24 protein-coding genes and 1 riboswitch are annotated in these 15,330 nt (G+C 64.8%); of the genes, 1 reads left to right on the top strand and 23 read right to left on the bottom strand.

The genetic code is table 11. From position 1 onward, the window contains the following. Positions 1-13: 13 nt before the first annotated feature. The 23 genes from secY to metE all read right to left on the bottom strand — a co-directional run bounded on the left by secY (position 14) and on the right by metE (position 13,853). Entirely contained in the window at positions 14-1,393 is a 1,380-nt protein-coding gene (secY, locus tag JMT67_RS01305) for a preprotein translocase subunit SecY (protein ID WP_182713952.1), read from the bottom strand. 130 nt (positions 1,394-1,523) lie between these two features. Further along, a complete protein-coding gene (gene rplO, locus JMT67_RS01300) occupies positions 1,524-2,117 on the bottom strand; it encodes a 50S ribosomal protein L15 (RefSeq protein ID WP_201462488.1) in 594 nt (197 codons plus the stop codon). Positions 2,118-2,291: 174 nt separating this feature from the next. Continuing rightward, entirely contained in the window at positions 2,292-2,480 is a 189-nt protein-coding gene (rpmD, locus tag JMT67_RS01295) for a 50S ribosomal protein L30 (RefSeq protein ID WP_054765472.1), read from the bottom strand. Positions 2,481-2,483: 3 nt separating this feature from the next. Further along, entirely contained in the window at positions 2,484-3,086 is a 603-nt protein-coding gene (gene rpsE / locus JMT67_RS01290; RefSeq protein ID WP_183215849.1) for a 30S ribosomal protein S5, read from the bottom strand. A 12-nt stretch (positions 3,087-3,098) separates the two neighbouring features. Continuing rightward, positions 3,099-3,455, bottom strand: coding sequence for a 50S ribosomal protein L18 (gene rplR, locus JMT67_RS01285; protein ID WP_183215851.1), 357 nt, complete (start codon positions 3,453-3,455; stop codon positions 3,099-3,101). A gap of 3 nt (positions 3,456-3,458) precedes the next feature. After that, positions 3,459-3,992 carry a 50S ribosomal protein L6 gene (gene rplF, locus JMT67_RS01280; RefSeq protein WP_054765469.1) on the bottom strand — a complete coding sequence of 178 codons (534 nt, stop codon included), beginning with the start codon at positions 3,990-3,992 and terminating at the stop codon, positions 3,459-3,461. A 1-nt stretch (position 3,993) separates the two neighbouring features. Further along, positions 3,994-4,392 (bottom strand): 30S ribosomal protein S8, encoded by a 399-nt coding sequence (rpsH, locus tag JMT67_RS01275; RefSeq protein WP_054765468.1) that lies wholly within the window; start codon positions 4,390-4,392, stop codon positions 3,994-3,996. A 15-nt stretch (positions 4,393-4,407) separates the two neighbouring features. Beyond that, positions 4,408-4,713 carry a 30S ribosomal protein S14 gene (gene rpsN, locus JMT67_RS01270; protein WP_054765467.1) on the bottom strand — a complete coding sequence of 102 codons (306 nt, stop codon included), beginning with the start codon at positions 4,711-4,713 and terminating at the stop codon, positions 4,408-4,410. Between the two features lie 19 nt (positions 4,714-4,732). Next, positions 4,733-5,293, bottom strand: a complete 561-nt coding sequence (rplE, locus tag JMT67_RS01265; protein ID WP_054765466.1) for a 50S ribosomal protein L5 — start codon at positions 5,291-5,293, stop codon at positions 4,733-4,735. Further along, on the bottom strand, positions 5,293-5,601 hold the full coding sequence (gene rplX, locus JMT67_RS01260) for a 50S ribosomal protein L24 (RefSeq protein ID WP_054765465.1): 309 nt from the start codon (positions 5,599-5,601) through the stop codon (positions 5,293-5,295). The genes rplE and rplX overlap by 1 nt, the downstream gene beginning before the upstream one ends. 2 nt (positions 5,602-5,603) lie before the next feature. Beyond that, complete coding sequence (gene rplN, locus JMT67_RS01255; RefSeq protein WP_003164378.1) at positions 5,604-5,972, bottom strand: 50S ribosomal protein L14; 369 nt, start codon at positions 5,970-5,972, stop codon at positions 5,604-5,606. Between the two features lie 18 nt (positions 5,973-5,990). Further along, complete coding sequence (rpsQ, locus tag JMT67_RS01250; protein WP_201462487.1) at positions 5,991-6,233, bottom strand: 30S ribosomal protein S17; 243 nt, start codon at positions 6,231-6,233, stop codon at positions 5,991-5,993. Between the two features lie 10 nt (positions 6,234-6,243). Next, positions 6,244-6,441 (bottom strand): 50S ribosomal protein L29, encoded by a 198-nt coding sequence (gene rpmC / locus JMT67_RS01245; RefSeq protein WP_054765463.1) that lies wholly within the window; start codon positions 6,439-6,441, stop codon positions 6,244-6,246. Further along, positions 6,441-6,881, bottom strand: coding sequence for a 50S ribosomal protein L16 (rplP, locus tag JMT67_RS01240; RefSeq protein WP_054765462.1), 441 nt, complete (start codon positions 6,879-6,881; stop codon positions 6,441-6,443). Before rplP ends, rpmC begins: the two co-directional genes overlap by 1 nt. Before the next feature lie 3 nt (positions 6,882-6,884). After that, on the bottom strand, positions 6,885-7,640 hold the full coding sequence (rpsC, locus tag JMT67_RS01235; protein WP_054765461.1) for a 30S ribosomal protein S3: 756 nt from the start codon (positions 7,638-7,640) through the stop codon (positions 6,885-6,887). Beyond that, positions 7,640-8,020 carry a 50S ribosomal protein L22 gene (rplV, locus tag JMT67_RS01230; protein ID WP_201462486.1) on the bottom strand — a complete coding sequence of 127 codons (381 nt, stop codon included), beginning with the start codon at positions 8,018-8,020 and terminating at the stop codon, positions 7,640-7,642. Before rplV ends, rpsC begins: the two co-directional genes overlap by 1 nt. 3 nt (positions 8,021-8,023) lie before the next feature. Then, complete coding sequence (gene rpsS / locus JMT67_RS01225; protein WP_007442184.1) at positions 8,024-8,302, bottom strand: 30S ribosomal protein S19; 279 nt, start codon at positions 8,300-8,302, stop codon at positions 8,024-8,026. A 2-nt stretch (positions 8,303-8,304) separates the two neighbouring features. After that, complete coding sequence (gene rplB / locus JMT67_RS01220; RefSeq protein ID WP_054765459.1) at positions 8,305-9,141, bottom strand: 50S ribosomal protein L2; 837 nt, start codon at positions 9,139-9,141, stop codon at positions 8,305-8,307. Positions 9,142-9,145: 4 nt separating this feature from the next. Beyond that, positions 9,146-9,448 carry a 50S ribosomal protein L23 gene (locus JMT67_RS01215; RefSeq protein WP_054765458.1) on the bottom strand — a complete coding sequence of 101 codons (303 nt, stop codon included), beginning with the start codon at positions 9,446-9,448 and terminating at the stop codon, positions 9,146-9,148. Next, a complete protein-coding gene (rplD, locus tag JMT67_RS01210; RefSeq protein ID WP_152949958.1) occupies positions 9,448-10,086 on the bottom strand; it encodes a 50S ribosomal protein L4 in 639 nt (212 codons plus the stop codon). The genes JMT67_RS01215 and rplD overlap by 1 nt, the downstream gene beginning before the upstream one ends. Continuing rightward, complete coding sequence (gene rplC / locus JMT67_RS01205) at positions 10,086-10,838, bottom strand: 50S ribosomal protein L3 (protein WP_201462485.1); 753 nt, start codon at positions 10,836-10,838, stop codon at positions 10,086-10,088. The genes rplD and rplC overlap by 1 nt, the downstream gene beginning before the upstream one ends. 20 nt (positions 10,839-10,858) lie before the next feature. Beyond that, positions 10,859-11,164, bottom strand: coding sequence for a 30S ribosomal protein S10 (gene rpsJ, locus JMT67_RS01200; RefSeq protein ID WP_003164367.1), 306 nt, complete (start codon positions 11,162-11,164; stop codon positions 10,859-10,861). 346 nt (positions 11,165-11,510) lie between these two features. Next, positions 11,511-13,853: a 5-methyltetrahydropteroyltriglutamate--homocysteine S-methyltransferase gene (gene metE, locus JMT67_RS01195; RefSeq protein WP_201462484.1), complete on the bottom strand. Its 2,343-nt coding sequence runs from the start codon at positions 13,851-13,853 to the stop codon at positions 11,511-11,513. 110 nt (positions 13,854-13,963) lie between these two features. Beyond that, positions 13,964-14,165: riboswitch (cobalamin riboswitch) on the bottom strand. 252 nt (positions 14,166-14,417) lie between these two features. Between metE and JMT67_RS01190 the strand changes: the two genes are divergently transcribed. Further along, on the top strand, positions 14,418-15,170 hold the full coding sequence (locus tag JMT67_RS01190; RefSeq protein WP_183215859.1) for a porin: 753 nt from the start codon (positions 14,418-14,420) through the stop codon (positions 15,168-15,170). Positions 15,171-15,330 lie beyond the last annotated feature (160 nt).

Below are 15,330 nucleotides of genomic sequence, written 5' to 3'. Positions count from 1 at the left end.
TCTTCTAGTCAACTCAGCGACGGACGGGCGTGGGCGCGCCACGACCGCCGCGACCGCGCAGCTTGGCCTTCTTGATCAGCCCCTCGTACTGGTGCGCCAGCAGTTGGGACTGGATCTGGGCCACAGTGTCCATCGTCACCGACACCACGATCAAGATAGACGTTCCGCCGAAGTAGAGGCTGTTGCCCATCTGGGCGACCATGAACTCGGGCAGCAGGCAGACGGCGGTGATATAGGCCGCGCCGATCACCGTCAGACGGGTCAGGACATAGTCCAGATATTCGGCCGTGCGCTTGCCCGGACGGATGCCCGGCAGGAAGCCGCCGTATTTCCGCAGGTTCTCGGCCGTATCCTCCGGGTTGAAGGTGATCGAGGTGTAGAAGAAGCAGAAGAAGATGATCAGGGCGGCGTACAGGGCCATGAACAGAGGCTGGCCGTGGGTCAGTTGCGAGGTGACCAGCGGCAGCCAGCCCAGATAGGACGGCAGGTCCGCATTGGCGGTCAGGCTGGCCACTGTGGTCGGCAGCATCAGCAGGGACGAGGCGAAGATCGGCGGGATGACGCCGGCGGTGTTGACCTTCAGCGGCAGGAACGAGCGCTCGCCTCCCGCCATCCGGTTGCCTTCCTGGCGCTTCGGATACTGGATCAGCAGACGGCGCTGAGCCCGTTCCATGAAGACGATGAAGACCACGGTCGCCACGGCCAGAACGGCGATGAAGAACAGGGCGAAGGCCGACATCTGACCCTGCTGGGCCAGGCCCAGCATCCGGGCGATGGTCGAGGGCAGAACCGCCACGATGCCCGCGAAGATGATCAACGAAATGCCGTTGCCGACGCCGCGCGCCGTCACCTGCTCGCCCAGCCACATCAGGAACATGGTGCCGCCCGTCAGGGTCACGACGGTCGAGACCAGGAAGAAGATCCCCGGATTGTCGACCAGACCCGGCTGGGCGTTCAGACCCGCCGCGATGCCCAGCGACTGGGCCAGGGCCAGGAAGACCGTCAGATAGCGGGTGTACTGGTTCAGCTGCTTGCGGCCGCTCTCCCCGCCTTCCTTCTTCAGCTTCTCCCAGGGCGGATACACCGTGCCCATCAGCTGCACGATGATCGACGCCGAGATATAGGGCGCGACGTTCAGCGCGAAGATGGCCATCCGCTCGACCGCGCCGCCCGAGAACATGTTGAACATGTCCAGGATGCCGCGCTGACCCGAGGGGTCCTGGAAGAACTGCAGGAAGGCCTGCGAGTTGATGCCCGGGATCGGCACATAGGTGCCGATGCGATAAACCAGCAAGGCGCCCAGCGTGAACAGCAGGCGCTTGTGCAGCTCGGTCGCTTTGGCGAACGAGCCCATGTTCATATTGGCGGCGAGTTGTTCTGCGGCCGAAGCCATTATGCGTCCCCACGACTGACTGAGTCGTCAGATAGGCGGAAAGCGGCCCTCATGCGAGGGCCGCTTCCGTTGTTTCGTCGTCGCAGGTGTATTCAGGCCACGGCCTATACGCGCCGCGACGACGCGTTGTTCAGGCCTTGGAAGCGGCGCGCTTGGCGCGGGCCGAGACCTTGTTGGCGTCGCCCTTGGGCGCCTTGGGGGCCGGAGCCTTGCCCTTGGCGGCGTTGCGCTTCTCGACGCGGGCCGCAGCCTTGGCTTCGGCTTCGATACGCTGTTCGACGACCGACCCGCCCGCGGCTTCGATGGCCTTCTTGGCGCCGGCCGTGGCCGACCAGACGACCAGGTTCAGCTTGGCCTTGATTTCACCGGTGCCCAGCAGACGGACGCCGTCCTTGACGCGGCGGATCACGCCGGCGGCGACCAGGGCTTCACCCTTGACCTCGGCCGAGGCGTCCAGCTTGCCGGCGTCGATGGCGTCTTGCAGACGCCACAGGTTCACTTCGGCCAGCTTCAGGGCATTGGGATTGTTGAAGCCGCGCTTGGGCATGCGCATGTACAGCGGCATCTGGCCGCCTTCGAAGCCCAGCAGGCTGACGCCCGTCCGCGACTTCTGACCCTTGACGCCGCGGCCCGAGGTCTTGCCCTTGCCGGAGCCGGGGCCGCGGCCCACGCGCATGCGCTTCTTGTGCGCGCCTTCGTTGTCGCGGATTTCGTTCAGTTTCATGTGCCTGATCCTTTCGGGTGCTAGCGCCCGGACATTCGTCCGGACTCGGCTTGGAAAAAAGAAAGTGGCGAGTGGCGAGTGATGAGTGGCGAGTCAAGAGAAATCGGTCGAACCGACACCCGGGCTACTCGTCACTCGCCACTCATCACTCGCCACTTCGCGTAGCGAACAGTCTTACTTCTCGACCACTTCCACCAGGTGGTGGACCTTGGCGATCATGCCGCGAACCGAAGGGGTGTCCTCCAGGGTCGCTTCACGACCCATGCGGTTCAGGCCCAGGCCCACCAGGGTGGCGCGCTGGTCGTTCTTGCGGCGGATCGGCGAGCCGATCTGCTTGATGGTGACGGTCTTCTTCTCGGCCATGACTTAGGACTCCACGGCTTCGGGCGCCGAGGCGCCGTCGTTGCGACGACCCATCAGATCCGCGACCTTCTTGCCGCGCTTGGACGCGACCTGACGGGGCGACGACTGAACCTTCAGGGCTTCGAACGTCGCACGGATCATGTTGTAGGGGTTCGACGAACCGGTCGACTTGCCCACGACGTCCTGGACGCCGAGGGTTTCGAGGACCGCACGCATCGGACCGCCCGCGATGACGCCGGTGCCGGGAGGGGCCGCGCGCATCATGATCTTGCCGGCGCCCCAACGGCCGTTGCCGTCGTGGTGCAGGGTGCGGTTCTCGCGCAGAGGCACGCGGATCATCGTCTTCTTGGCTTCTTCGGTCGCCTTGCGGATGGCTTCCGGCACTTCGCGCGCCTTGCCGTGACCGAAGCCGACGCGACCCTTGCCGTCGCCGACGACCATCAGGGCGGCGAAGCTGAAGCGACGGCCGCCCTTAACGGTGGCGGCGACGCGGTTGATGTGCACCAGCTTCTCGATGATGTCGCTTTCCGGGGCCTCGGCGGCGGCGGGAGCGTTGCGGTCGCGGCGATTACGATCGCCGCCGCCGCGTTGGGGTTGTTGCGCCATCTGTCGCGTCCCTTAGAAGTTCAGGCCGGCTTCACGCGCGGCTTCCGCCAGCGCCTTCACCCGTCCGTGATAGATGTACTCGCCCCGGTCGAAGACGACGTCCTTGACGCCCTTTTCGATGGCGCGCTCGGCGATCAGCTTGCCGATGGCCGTAGCCGCGGCGATGTCCGACCCCTTGGACCCCCTGCCGCCTTCCAGCGACGAGGCGGCCACGACCGTCACGCCCTGGGCGTCGTCGATGATCTGGGCCGAGATGTTCTTGTCCGAACGATAGACCGACAGACGCAGGCGACCGTTGGCGACAGCCTTCAGGCGACGGCGCGTGCGCTCGGCGCGGCGCTTGGCTTGTTGTCGAAGAGAAAGAGCCATGACTTACTTCTTCTTGCCTTCCTTGCGACGCACGGTCTCGCCGGCGTAACGGACGCCCTTGCCCTTGTAGGGCTCCGGCGGACGCAGCTTGCGGATGACCGCGGCGATCTGACCGACGGCCTGCTTGTCCGCGCCCAGGATCTTGATCTCGGTCTGCTTCGGAACAGCAAAGCTGACGCCGGCCGGCGGGTCGATGTCGACTTCATGCGAGAAGCCGAGCTGCAGCGACAGGGCGTTGCCCTTCATCGCGGCGCGGTAACCCACGCCGACCAGTTCCAGCGACTTCTCGAAGCCGGTGGTGACGCCGGTGACCATGTTGTCGACCAGGGTGCGCGACAGACCCCACATGGCGCGACCGCGCTGGGTGTCGGTCCGCAGGCCCAGCGACAGCTCGTCGCCTTCGTGCTTGACTTCGATTTCTTCGGCGACGGTCCAGGAGCGTTCGCCCTTCGGACCCTTCACCGAGACGGTCTGGCCGTCGAGCGTGACCGTCACGCCCTTCGGCACTGCGATGGTTTTCTTGCCAATACGGGACATGTCAGTAGACCCTGCAGAGGACTTCGCCGCCGACATTGGCGTCGCGAGCGGCGGCGTCGGACATGACGCCCTTCGAAGTCGAGAGGATCGAGATGCCGAGGCCGTTCTTGACGGGCTTCAGATCGCCGATCGCGGAGTAGACGCGGCGGCCCGGCTTGGACACGCGCGCGATCTCGGCGATGACGGGCTGACCGTCGAAATACTTCAGCTCGATCTCGAACTGCGGAAACTCACCCGGGTTCTGAACCAGGTTGTAGCCGCGGATGTAGCCTTCGTCCTGCAGCACGTCGAGGACGCGCTGGCGCAGACGGGAAGCCGGGGTCAGCACCTTGGAACGCTTGCGGGTCGCCGCGTTCTTGATGCGAGCGATCATGTCGCTCAGGGGATCGTTGATCATCATGTCTCTTCGCTCCCCTTACCAGCTGGACTTGGTCAGGCCCGGGATTTGTCCCAGGTTGCCAAGCTCACGCAGCGCAATCCGGCTCATCTTGAGCTTGCGATAGAACGCACGCGGACGACCGGTCACTTCGCAACGGTTGCGAATGCGGCTCGGCGCGGAGTTGCGCGGCAGTTCAGCCAACTTCAGGCGCGCGGCGAAGCGCTCCTCAAGCGGCAGGTTTTCGTCGTTGGCGGTCGCCTTCAGGGCGGCCCGCTTCGCGGCATACTTCGCAACCAGGGCCTTGACGGCTTCGTTGCGGTTTACGGCGCTCTTTTTAGCCATTGTGCTCTTCCCTTCCCGCTCAGTTCTTCAAGAACGGGAACTTGAACTCGGTGAGGAGAGCCTTGGCTTCCTCATCGGTCTTGGCCGTGGTGCAGACGACAATGTCCATGCCCCACATCTGGTCGATCTGGTCGTAATTGATTTCCGGGAACACGATGTGTTCCTTCAGACCGGTGGCGTAGTTGCCGCGACCGTCGAAGGACGTGCCCTTCAGACCGCGGAAGTCCTTCACGCGCGGCAGCGCGATCGTAATGAACCGGTCCAGGAACTCGTACATCTGGTCGCCGCGCAGGGTGACCTTGCCGCCGATGACCATGCCTTCGCGCAGCTTGAAGCCGGCGATGGAGTTACGGGCCTTGGTGGCGACGGCCTTCTGACCGGCGATGGCCGTCAGATCCTTGAGGGCCGCATTGGCCTTCTTGGAATCGGCGACGGCTTCGCCGATGCCCATGTTCAGGACGATCTTGTCCAGCTTGGGCACCTGCATTTCGTTCGTATAGCCGAACTTGGCCTTCATCTCCGCACGGATGCGGTTCTGATACTCGGCCTTCAGCCGGGGGGTGTACTTCTCGGTAGCCATCAGATGACGTCTCCCGTCGTCTTGGCGAAGCGGACCTTCTTGTCCCCTTCGATCCGGAAGCCGACGCGGGTCGCCTTGCCGTTGGCGTCGGCGATCGCGACGTTCGACAGGTGAAGCGAGGCTTCCTTGTTCTTGATGCCGCCCTGCGGGTCAGCCTGGCTCGGACGCGTGTGGCGCTGAACCATGTTGACGCCTTCCACGACGACGCGGTTTTCGGAGGGCAGGACCTTCAGCACATTGCCCGTGCGGCCCTTGTCCTTGCCGGTGAGGACGACGACGCGGTCGCCCTTCTTGATCTTGGCGGCCATGGTTACAGGACCTCCGGAGCCAGCGAGATGATCTTCATGTGGTTCTTGGCGCGCAGTTCGCGGGGAACCGGGCCGAAGATCCGCGTGCCGACGGGCTCGTTCTGCTTGTTGACGATGACGGCGGCCGACTTGTCAAAACGAATGACCGAGCCGTCCTTGCGTTGGATGTCCTTGGCGGTGCGCACGACGATGGCGCGCACGACGTCGCCCTTCTTCACGCGGCCGCGCGGAATGGCTTCCTTCACGGAGGCGACGATAGTGTCGCCGATCGAGGCGTAGCGGCGCTTGGAGCCGCCCAACACCTTGATGCACATGACCCGGCGGGCGCCCGAATTATCGGCCACTTCCAGGTTAGTTTGCATCTGGATCATAAGATCAGATCCTTCTGATTACGAGGCGGAGGCGTTGGAAAGGACTTCCCAGCGCTTCAACTTGGACTTGGGGGCGCACTCGACGATGCGAGCGATGTCGCCGACTTTGAGCGCGTTGGCTTCGTCGTGGGCGTGATACTTCTTGGAAGACCGGACGGTCTTCTTCAGCAGCGGGTGCAGCAGGGTGCGCTCCACCTTCACGACGACGGTCTTGTCGCCCTTGTCGGACACGACCACGCCTTCAAGAATTCGCTTGGGCATATTCGTTTCCTTACGAGGCCGCACGCTTCTCGCGCAGAAGCGTCGAGATGCGGGCGATGTCTTTGCGCACTTCACCCACGCGGTGGGTTTTCTCCATCTGGCCGGTGGCCGCCTGGAAACGCAGGTTGAACTGTTCCTTCTTGAGCTTCAGCAGCTCGTCGGCCAGTTGGTCGGTCGTTTGCGACCGCAGATCGGCGATCTTGGTCATTAGGCGGCTTCCTCAACTTGGGCGATGCCGGCGTCGATGCGGGTCACCACCTTGGTGCGGACCGGCAGCTTGGCGGCGCCGAGACGGAGCGCCTCGCGGGCGACCTCGTCCGACACGCCGTCGATTTCGAACAGGATGCGGCCCGGGTGGCAGCGCGCGGCCCAGTAGTCCACAGCGCCCTTGCCCTTACCCATCCGGACTTCGGCCGGCTTGCCCGTGACGGGCAGGTCGGGGAAGACGCGAATCCAGACGCGGCCCTGACGCTTCATCTGGCGGGTGATCGCGCGGCGGGCCGCTTCGATCTGACGCGCCGTGATGCGTTCCGGTTCCAGCGTCTTCAGGCCGTACGACCCGAAGTTCAGCGAGAAGCCGCCCTTGGCCGAGCCGTGGATACGGCCCTTGAAGGCCTTGCGGTACTTGGTCTTCTTCGGTTGCAACATGACTTAGTTCTCACGTCCCCGATCGCGACGCGGACCGCGGTCGCCACGGGGGCCGCCGCGTTCGCGGCCTTCGTTCGAGGACGGACCCGAGGCTTCCTGGGCCCAACGCTTGTCCTGGGCCATCGGGTCGTGCTCAAGCACTTCTCCCTTAAACACCCAGACCTTCACGCCGATGATGCCGTAGGTCGTCTTGGCTTCGTAGAAGCCGTAGTCGATGTCGGCCCGCAGGGTGTGAAGCGGCACGCGGCCTTCGCGATACCATTCCATCCGCGCGATTTCGGCGCCGCCCAGACGACCCGAGACATTCATCCGAATGCCCTTGGCGCCCAGACGCATGGCCGACTGCATGGCGCGCTTCATGGCGCGACGGAAGGCCACGCGGCGTTCCAGCTGCTGCGCGATGTTCTCGGCGATCAGCTGAGCGTCGGTTTCCGGCTTGCGGACTTCGATGATGTTCAGGTGAACTTCACCTTCGGTGCGCGCCGAGATGTCCTTGCGGAGCTTCTCGATGTCAGCGCCCTTCTTGCCGATCACGACGCCCGGACGGGCGGCATAGATGGTGATGCGGCACTTCTTGTGCGGGCGCTCGATGATGATGCGCGACACGCCGGCGGCCGACAGGCGTTCCCGCAGCCACTCGCGCAGCTTCAGGTCCTGGTGCAGCAGGCGGGAATAGTCGGCGCCGGCGGCGAACCAACGGCTGTCCCACGTGCGGTTCACGCCGAGGCGCAGACCGACCGGATTGATTTTCTGTCCCATCAGGCGGCCTCGCCGGCTTCGCGGACCACGATGGTGATCTCGCTGAACGGTTTCAGGATGCGCGACGAGCGACCACGAGCGCGGCTCGCGAAACGCTTCATCACCAGGTTCTTGCCCACAAACGCCTCGGCGACGACCAGGTTGTCGATGTCGAGGTTGTGGTTGTTCTCGGCGTTCGAGATCGCCGAATACAGGACCTTGCGGACGTCGCCGGCGATGCGCTTACGGCTGAATTCCAGCTCGTTCAGCGCCTTCTGAACCGGCATGCCGCGGATCGAGGCGGCCACCAGGTTCAGCTTTTGCGGGCTGATGCGCACATTGACCAGCTTGGCGCGGGCCTCGGTCGGGGCGACCCGACGGGTGTTCTTGGTCTGGGCCATCGGTTACTTCCTTTTGGCCTTCTTGTCCGCCGCGTGACCCGGGAAGTTCCGGGTCGGGGCGAACTCGCCGAACTTCATGCCGACCATCTCTTCCGAGACCGACACGGGAACGTGCTTCTGACCGTTATGGACGCCGAACGTCAGACCGACGAACTGCGGCAGGATGGTGGAGCGGCGCGACCAGGTCTTGATCACGTCCTTGCGGCCCGACGATTGAACGGCGTCGGCCTTCTTGAGCAGATACCCGTCGACAAACGGGCCTTTCCAGGAGGAGCGGGCCATTCTTAGCGAGCCTTCTTCACGTGACGGGTACGGATGATGAACTTGTCCGTAGCCTTGTTCTTACGGGTGCGGGTGCCCTTGGTGTCCTTACCCCACGGCGTTACGGGGGTACGACCGCCGGAGGTCCGGCCTTCACCACCACCGTGCGGGTGGTCGATCGGGTTCATGGCGACGCCGCGGACGTGCGGACGCCAGCCCATGTGGCGCTTGCGGCCGGCCTTGCCCAGGTTCTGGTTCATGTGGTCGGGGTTCGAAACCGCGCCCACCGTGGCCATGCAGCTGTCCAGGACCATGCGCAGCTCGCCCGAGCCGAGACGGATCTGGGCGTAACCCTGATCGCGACCCACCAGCTGGGCGTAGGCGCCGGCCGAACGGGCCAGCTGAGCGCCCTTGCCGGGCTTCATCTCGATGTTGTGGATGATCGTACCCACCGGCATCGAACGAAGCGGCATGGCGTTGCCCGGCTTCACGTCGGTCTTTTCGCCCGCGACCACCGTGTCGCCCGCCTTCAGGCGTTGCGGCGCGATGATGTAGGTCTTCTCGCCGTCCTCATAGGTCACGAGGGCGATGAAGGCCGTGCGGTTCGGATCGTATTCCAGACGCTCGACCGTGCCGACCATGTCCCACTTACGACGCTTGAAGTCGATCTTGCGGTACAGGGTCTTGGCGCCGCCGCCGCGGAAGCGGACCGCGACGCGACCGCCCTGCCCGCGACCGCCCGACTTGGTCAGACCTTCGGTCAGCGACTTTTCCGGACGGCCCTTGTGGAGCTCCGAACGGTCGACCAGCACGAGGGCGCGACGGCCCGGCGAAGTCGGATTGTAATGTTTCAAGGCCATCTGATCAGAGCCCCGTGGTGACGTCGATCGACTGGCCGTCGGCCAGGGTCACGATCGCTTTTTTGATATCGACGCGACGGCCGAGGATGCCCCGGAAGCGCTTGGTCTTGCCCTTTTGGACCAGGGTGTTGACCTTGACGACGTTGACTTTGAACAGGCTTTCGACCGCGGCGGCGATCTCGTCCTTGGTCGCCGTATCGGCGACGCGGAAGACGACCTTGTTCTGCTCGGACAGGATCGTGGCCTTTTCGGTGATCACCGGGGCCAGGATGGTGTCGTAGTGCTTGGCGGTAGGTTGAGCGGCCATTACGCGGCTTCCTTATCGCTGAAGCGGGCTTCGATCGCCTCGACGGCGGCCTTGGTCAGCACCAGCTTGTCGGCCCGCAGGATGTCATAGACGTTCAGGCCGGCGTTCGGCAGGACGTCGATGTGCGGGATGTTGCGGGCGGCCAGACCGAAGTTGGCGTCGACTTCCGGACCCGCGATGATCAGAGCCTTGGTCCAGCCCAGCTTGCCCAGCGTCTCGCGCAGGGCGGCCGTCTTGGCTTCCGTGACCGATACGCTGTCGACGACGACCAGGTCGCCCGACTTCACCTTGGACGACAGGGCGTGACGCAGAGCCAGGGCGCGAATCTTCTTCGGCAGGGAGAAGCCGTGATCGCGAACGACCGGACCGAAGGCGCGCGAGCCGCCGACGAACTGCGGCGCACGGCGCGAACCGTGACGGGCGCCGCCGGTGCCCTTCTGCTTGTACATCTTCTTACCCGTACGAGAGTTCTCGTTGCGGGTTTGAACCTTGTGCGTGCCGGCGCGGCGCTTGGCCAGCTGCCAGCTGACGGTGCGGGCCAGGATGTCGCCGCGGATTTCGGAGATGCCGAAGACGGCGTCCGAGAGCTCCACGTCGCCGGCAGCCTTGCCGTCGAGTTTGATGACCGAGAGTTTCATTACGCTTCACCGCCTTCGGTCGCTTCAACGGCCGGGGCTTCTTCAGCCGGGGTCTCAGCGGGTTGAGCAGCAGCCTTCGCCGACTTGACGGCGCCCGGGAACGGGGCCTCGGCCGGACGGGCCTTCTTGATGGCGTCGCGAACCTTGACGTAGGCGCCGTCATGACCGGGGACAGCGCCCTTGATCAGGATCAGGCCGCGCTCGGCGTCCACGCGGACGACGGTCAGGTTCTGGGTGGTGACGGTTTCGGCGCCGTAGTGACCGGCCATCTTCTTGCCGGGGAAGGTACGGCCCGGATCCTGGCGGTTACCGGTCGAACCATGCGAACGGTGCGACAGCGACACGCCGTGCGTGGCGCGCAGACCGCCAAAGTTCCAGCGCTTCATGGCGCCGGCGAAACCCTTACCGATGGTCTCGCCCTGGATGTCGACCTTCTGACCCGCCACGAAGTGGTCGGCCGACAGTTCGGCGCCAACGTCCAGCAGACCGTCCGCATCGACGCGGAACTCGGTCACATAGGCCTTGGGCTCGACTTCCGCCTTGGCGAAGGTCTCGCGTTGAGCCTTGTTGGTGTTCTTAGCCTTCTTCGCGCCAGCGCCCAGCTGGAGAGCGACGTAGCCGTCACGCTCCTGGGTACGTTGGCCGACGACCTGGCAGCCGTCGAGCTGCAGCACAGTGACCGGAACGTGCGCGCCGTCATCGGCGAACACGCGGGTCATGCCCAGCTTCTTGGCGATCACGCCCGTGCGCATCGGATCCCGCCTCTTTCTACTTAAATCTTGATCTCGACGTCCACGCCGGCGGACAGGTCGAGCTTCATGAGCGCGTCCACGGTCTGCGGGGTGGGGTCGACGATGTCGAGCACGCGCTTGTGCGTGCGGATTTCAAACTGCTCACGCGACTTCTTATCGACGTGCGGAGAGCGGTTCACGGTGAACTTTTCGATCAGGGTCGGCAGCGGAATCGGACCACGGACAGTGGCGCCGGTGCGCTTGGCGGTGTTGACGATCTCGCGCGTCGAAAAATCGAGGACGCGGTGATCAAAGGCCTTGAGCCTGATGCGGATGCTTTGATCCATATCGGTGCTTACTTCCAATGCGGTCGGAGGACCGCGTCCCTGTGAACCATTTCAAAGACCGAAGGCCTTCGGGCGCTAGGCCCTCAGGGTACGCAAATCCGCAAAAACGATCGGCCCACGCAGTCGCCTGCGAAGGCCGTTAAAGTCCTGGGTCACTGCAAAGAACAGGGTCTCAGGTCGTTCCTGCGAACCGCGTCTGCATCCGGGGATGCACAGCCGGTCCAACAAGAGTGGCGGCTTATGCCTAGCGATTCCGATTTCGTCAAGCGCGGAACCAAGAGCGGCGATAGGATTTTCCGCGCCGGTCGGAGGACGGTCGAACACCGCCTCCGCTGGCCGCAAATGATCAGGCCGCCGCCGTCTCCCCCGCCCTCATGAGCCGCGCCGCCGTCACCATATTGGCGAGCGCCGCCTCAGTCTCGGGCCAAGCCCGCGTCTTCAACCCGCAATCCGGATTCACCCAAAGCCGGTCCTGCGGCAGTTTGCGCGCCGCCGCCTTCAGCAGGGCGGTCATCGCCTCGACCGTGGGGACGCGCGGCGAGTGGATGTCATAGACGCCCGGCCCGATCTCGGCCGGATAGCGGTAGTCGGAGAAGGCGTCGAGCAGCTCCATCCTGGACCGCGAGGTCTCGATGGAGATGACGTCGGCGTCCATGGTTCCGATGGCCTGAATGATGTCGTTGAACTCCGAATAGCACATATGGGTGTGGATCTGGGTTTCGTCTCGCACCCCCGATGCCGCGATGCGGAAGCTTTCGACCGCCCATTCCAGATAGTCGTCCCAGTCGGCGCGCCGCAGGGGCAGGCCTTCGCGCAGGGCGGCCTCGTCGATCTGGATGACGGCGGCGCCGGCGGTTTCGAGATCGACTACCTCGTCGCGGATGGCGAAGGCGATCTGACGGCAGGTGGTGCTGCGCGGCTGGTCGTCGCGCACGAAGGACCAGTTCAGAATCGTGACGGGGCCCGTCAGCATGCCTTTCACCGGTCTGTCGGTGAGACCCTGCGCATAGCGCCACCATTCGACTGTCATGGGCCTGGGCCGCGCGACGTCGCCGTAGAGGATGGGCGGGCGCACGCAGCGCGAACCGTAGGACTGCACCCAGGCGGCCTTTGTGAAGACGAAGCCGGACAAGTGCTCGCCGAAGTACTGGACCATGTCGTTGCGCTCGAACTCGCCGTGGACCAGGACATCCAGGCCGAGCGCCTCCTGCCATTTGATCGCTCGCGCGGTCTCGTCGCGCAGCAGGCGGGCGTAGGCCGCATCGTCGATGACGCCTCGCCCGTGATCAGCGCGCGCCTTTCGGATCCCAGCTGTCTGAGGAAAGGAGCCGATGGTGGTGGTCGGATAGGCGGGCAGATTCAGACGCCCTCGCTGAACCTGGCGACGAATTTCAAAGCAGGAGTTTCTGAGCGCCAGGGCGGGGTCGGCATCGGCGGCTCGCGCCTGGACCTTGGGGTCGTTGATGCGCGGTGAAGTGCGACGTGAGGCGACCGAGGCGGTCGAGGCGTCGAGCGCCGCTTTCACCGCGCCGCGGCCTTCATTCAACGCCCGCGCCAGGGTGGCCAACTCGGCCACCTTCTGCACGGCGAAGGCCAGCCAGTCCTTGATCTCGGGATCGAGCCCGGTCTCCCGTTCCAGATCGATCGGGGCGTGCAGCAAGGAGGAGGACGGGGCGATCACCACCCTGCGCCCGGCCGCGACCAGGGGCTCCACCTTGTCCAGCACGGCGTTGAGGTCGGCCTTCCAGACGTTGCGGCCGTCAATGACGCCGAGCGACAGCACCTGATCGACGCGCGCCGCAGACGCGACCTGGGCCAACTGCTCCGGCGCTCGGATCAGGTCGATGTGCAGTCCGTGAACCGGCAGGCGCAGCACGGCCTCCAGATTATCCCCGAGCCCACCGAAATAGGTGGTCAGCATCAGCTTGATCGGCGGCGTCACGTCGGTCAGCACACGATAGGCGTGGTCGTAAGCCGCCTTCGCCTCATCGCTCAGATCGGTGACCAGGCAGGGCTCGTCCATCTGCACCCAGGTGGCGCCGGCGCGGGCCAGGGACCGCAGCACCTCGGCATAGATCGGCAGCAGGCGCGGCAGCAGGCTGAGGACGTCAAACGGCTCGCCCCGCGTCTTGCCCAGCAGGAGATAAGAGACCGGTCCCAGCAGCACCGGCCGGGTCTCGATCCCCAGCGCCCTGGCCTCCAGATATTCGTCCAGCGCCTTGGTCGAGCCGAGACGGAACACCTGGTCGGCGGTAAATTCAGGCGCGAGATAATGGTAGTTGGTGTCGAACCATTTGGTCATCTCCATGGCCGGCGTCCCCTCGCCGCTCGCATGGGCGTGACCGTGTGCGCACGCCTGACCGTCGCCCCGTGAACCGCGGGCCATGGCGAAGTAGGTCGCCAGATCGACACGATCCCCGCGCCAGCCGTAGGCGGGCGGCACGGCGCCGACCATGGCGGTCAGGTCGAGCACATGGTCATAGAGAGAGAAGTCGTTGGACGGCACGACGTCGGCCCCCAGGTCACGCTGGCGCGCCCAGGTCAGGCTGCGCAGCTGGGCGGCGGCGGACAGAAGGGCCTCGGCGTCGGTCTTGCCGGCCCAATAGGCCTCGAGCGCGGTCTTCAGCTCTCTCTTGGGGCCGATGCGGGGAAAGCCGAGGGTGGCGACCTGGACGGTGTGGCGGGTCATGACGTTCGAAACCTGTGTTGTGGCCAGGCTTCGGACAGGGTCGCGCGGACGCCGACGCGGACGTGCAGGGTCCGGCGGCGCGCATGCGGCCTGACCGGACACCCCGCCGGAGGACGTTATCTGTCGGGGCAGGTCTCCTGGCTCACGGGTCGACGCCTAGGGTCCGGCCTTCCCGGCGTGAACGCCAGTGACACGAGATGGACCTTCGACTCGCCGCTTACAGTTGCGGGGGCAGCGCCGGTTTCCCACCGGCTTCCCTCTTAGCTGCACGTGTTCCGAAGACCACGTGCAGACCACGACGGCTGAGGATGGCCTCACAATCAGCAGGCCGTCAATACATATAAGGATATGCTTATACGATTATGCGATTGCCACAGCTTAACCCTTTGCCTCCAGATGCGCCCACCCCTGACACATTGCGACCACAAGGCGTGGCGGATGGGCAACACGACAGTTTCAAGACACTTACGTAACGACGATTTAATGCTCAGCTTCGTCCGCGCCTGATAGCAGCCGCCCTCCCCGGACCCCCATCCGGGTCGAGACTGCTAAGGACAAAAGAAAATGAAGACGATCCTCCTCGCCACGGCCGCCGCCGCCCTGTTCGCCGCCCCGGCCTTCGCCCAAGACGCCGTCGGCTCGGTCGGCGTGACCTATTCCAACCCCTCGATCGAAGTCGCCGGCAACGATGTCGACGCCGACGTCTGGACCGTGGACGGCACGGTCGCCCTGCCGGCCGCTGACTGGACCGTGACCCTGAACGGCGCCGTCGACTACACCAAGGCCTTCGGTGAAGAAGACGTCACCGGCGTCGCCGCCGCCCACCTGACCAAGATGTGGACCTCGGACGTCCGCGCGGGCGCCTTCGTCGCCGCCAACGGCATCGGCTCGGGCGATGAGCCGGTCTGGACCGTCGGCGCCGAGGCCCAGAAGTACCTGTCCAACGCGACCCTGACCGGCCTGGTCGCCTACACCACGGCTGACGACGCAGACGCCGACATCTGGACCGTCGGCGGCGACGCCGCCTTCTACGTGATGCCGAACCTGCGCCTGAACGCCGGCGTCAGCTACAACAACGTCGATGTCGCCGGCGGCGACGTGGACGCCTGGACCTACGGCGTTGGCGCCGAGTACGAAATCGAGAACACCCCGTTCTCGGTCGGCGCTTCCTACACCCGCGCCGACATCGACTCGCTGGACGTCGACACCTGGTCGCTGGGTCTGCGCTACAGCTTCGGCGGCGGCCTGCAAGCGCGTGACCGCGCCGGCGCCGGCCTGGGCGTTTCCGCCATCACCAGCGTCCTGGGCGCCTTCTAAGCCTGACGGCCTGCTGACTAAAAAGAGCCCCGGCGGACCGATCCGCCGGGGCTTTATTTTACCAGCTAATGAATCCGCAGACGTAGCCAACACAGTTTCTATGTGCCCCCATTGCCAAGCCTAAGCATTGATCCCACTCATAACCGCCCACATCATAAGC

This window comes from Brevundimonas aurantiaca, assembly GCF_904830995.1.
In the GTDB taxonomy this organism is placed as follows: Bacteria; Pseudomonadota; Alphaproteobacteria; order Caulobacterales; family Caulobacteraceae; genus Brevundimonas; species Brevundimonas aurantiaca.
The sequence above is the reverse complement of the archived record's forward strand: the minus strand, read 5'-3'. Positions and strand labels throughout refer to the sequence as shown.

What these genes read in the sequence shown, in the direction of transcription:
- secY (WP_182713952.1), bottom strand. Translation starts at nt 1,393, where the DNA reads ATGGCTTCGGCCGCAGAACAACTCGCCGCCAATATGAACATGGGCTCG.
- rplO (WP_201462488.1), bottom strand. Translation starts at nt 2,117, where the DNA reads ATGAAACTGAACGAAATCCGCGACAACGAAGGCGCGCACAAGAAGCGC.
- rpmD (WP_054765472.1), bottom strand. Translation starts at nt 2,480, where the DNA reads ATGGCCGAGAAGAAGACCGTCACCATCAAGCAGATCGGCTCGCCGATC.
- rpsE (WP_183215849.1), bottom strand. Translation starts at nt 3,086, where the DNA reads ATGGCGCAACAACCCCAACGCGGCGGCGGCGATCGTAATCGCCGCGAC.
- rplR (WP_183215851.1), bottom strand. Translation starts at nt 3,455, where the DNA reads ATGGCTCTTTCTCTTCGACAACAAGCCAAGCGCCGCGCCGAGCGCACG.
- rplF (WP_054765469.1), bottom strand. Translation starts at nt 3,992, where the DNA reads ATGTCCCGTATTGGCAAGAAAACCATCGCAGTGCCGAAGGGCGTGACG.
- rpsH (WP_054765468.1), bottom strand. Translation starts at nt 4,392, where the DNA reads ATGATGATCAACGATCCCCTGAGCGACATGATCGCTCGCATCAAGAAC.
- rpsN (WP_054765467.1), bottom strand. Translation starts at nt 4,713, where the DNA reads ATGGCTAAAAAGAGCGCCGTAAACCGCAACGAAGCCGTCAAGGCCCTG.
- rplE (WP_054765466.1), bottom strand. Translation starts at nt 5,293, where the DNA reads ATGGCTACCGAGAAGTACACCCCCCGGCTGAAGGCCGAGTATCAGAAC.
- rplX (WP_054765465.1), bottom strand. Translation starts at nt 5,601, where the DNA reads ATGGCCGCCAAGATCAAGAAGGGCGACCGCGTCGTCGTCCTCACCGGC.
- rplN (WP_003164378.1), bottom strand. Translation starts at nt 5,972, where the DNA reads ATGATCCAGATGCAAACTAACCTGGAAGTGGCCGATAATTCGGGCGCC.
- rpsQ (WP_201462487.1), bottom strand. Translation starts at nt 6,233, where the DNA reads ATGCCCAAGCGAATTCTTGAAGGCGTGGTCGTGTCCGACAAGGGCGAC.
- rpmC (WP_054765463.1), bottom strand. Translation starts at nt 6,441, where the DNA reads ATGACCAAGATCGCCGATCTGCGGTCGCAAACGACCGACCAACTGGCC.
- rplP (WP_054765462.1), bottom strand. Translation starts at nt 6,881, where the DNA reads ATGTTGCAACCGAAGAAGACCAAGTACCGCAAGGCCTTCAAGGGCCGT.
- rpsC (WP_054765461.1), bottom strand. Translation starts at nt 7,640, where the DNA reads ATGGGACAGAAAATCAATCCGGTCGGTCTGCGCCTCGGCGTGAACCGC.
- rplV (WP_201462486.1), bottom strand. Translation starts at nt 8,020, where the DNA reads ATGGCCCAGACCAAGAACACCCGTCGGGTCGCCCCGACCGAGGCCCGC.
- rpsS (WP_007442184.1), bottom strand. Translation starts at nt 8,302, where the DNA reads ATGGCCCGCTCCTCCTGGAAAGGCCCGTTTGTCGACGGGTATCTGCTC.
- rplB (WP_054765459.1), bottom strand. Translation starts at nt 9,141, where the DNA reads ATGGCCTTGAAACATTACAATCCGACTTCGCCGGGCCGTCGCGCCCTC.
- JMT67_RS01215 (WP_054765458.1), bottom strand. Translation starts at nt 9,448, where the DNA reads ATGGCCGCTCAACCTACCGCCAAGCACTACGACACCATCCTGGCCCCG.
- rplD (WP_152949958.1), bottom strand. Translation starts at nt 10,086, where the DNA reads ATGAAACTCTCGGTCATCAAACTCGACGGCAAGGCTGCCGGCGACGTG.
- rplC (WP_201462485.1), bottom strand. Translation starts at nt 10,838, where the DNA reads ATGCGCACGGGCGTGATCGCCAAGAAGCTGGGCATGACCCGCGTGTTC.
- rpsJ (WP_003164367.1), bottom strand. Translation starts at nt 11,164, where the DNA reads ATGGATCAAAGCATCCGCATCAGGCTCAAGGCCTTTGATCACCGCGTC.
- metE (WP_201462484.1), bottom strand. Translation starts at nt 13,853, where the DNA reads ATGACCCGCCACACCGTCCAGGTCGCCACCCTCGGCTTTCCCCGCATC.
- JMT67_RS01190 (WP_183215859.1), top strand. Translation starts at nt 14,418, where the DNA reads ATGAAGACGATCCTCCTCGCCACGGCCGCCGCCGCCCTGTTCGCCGCC.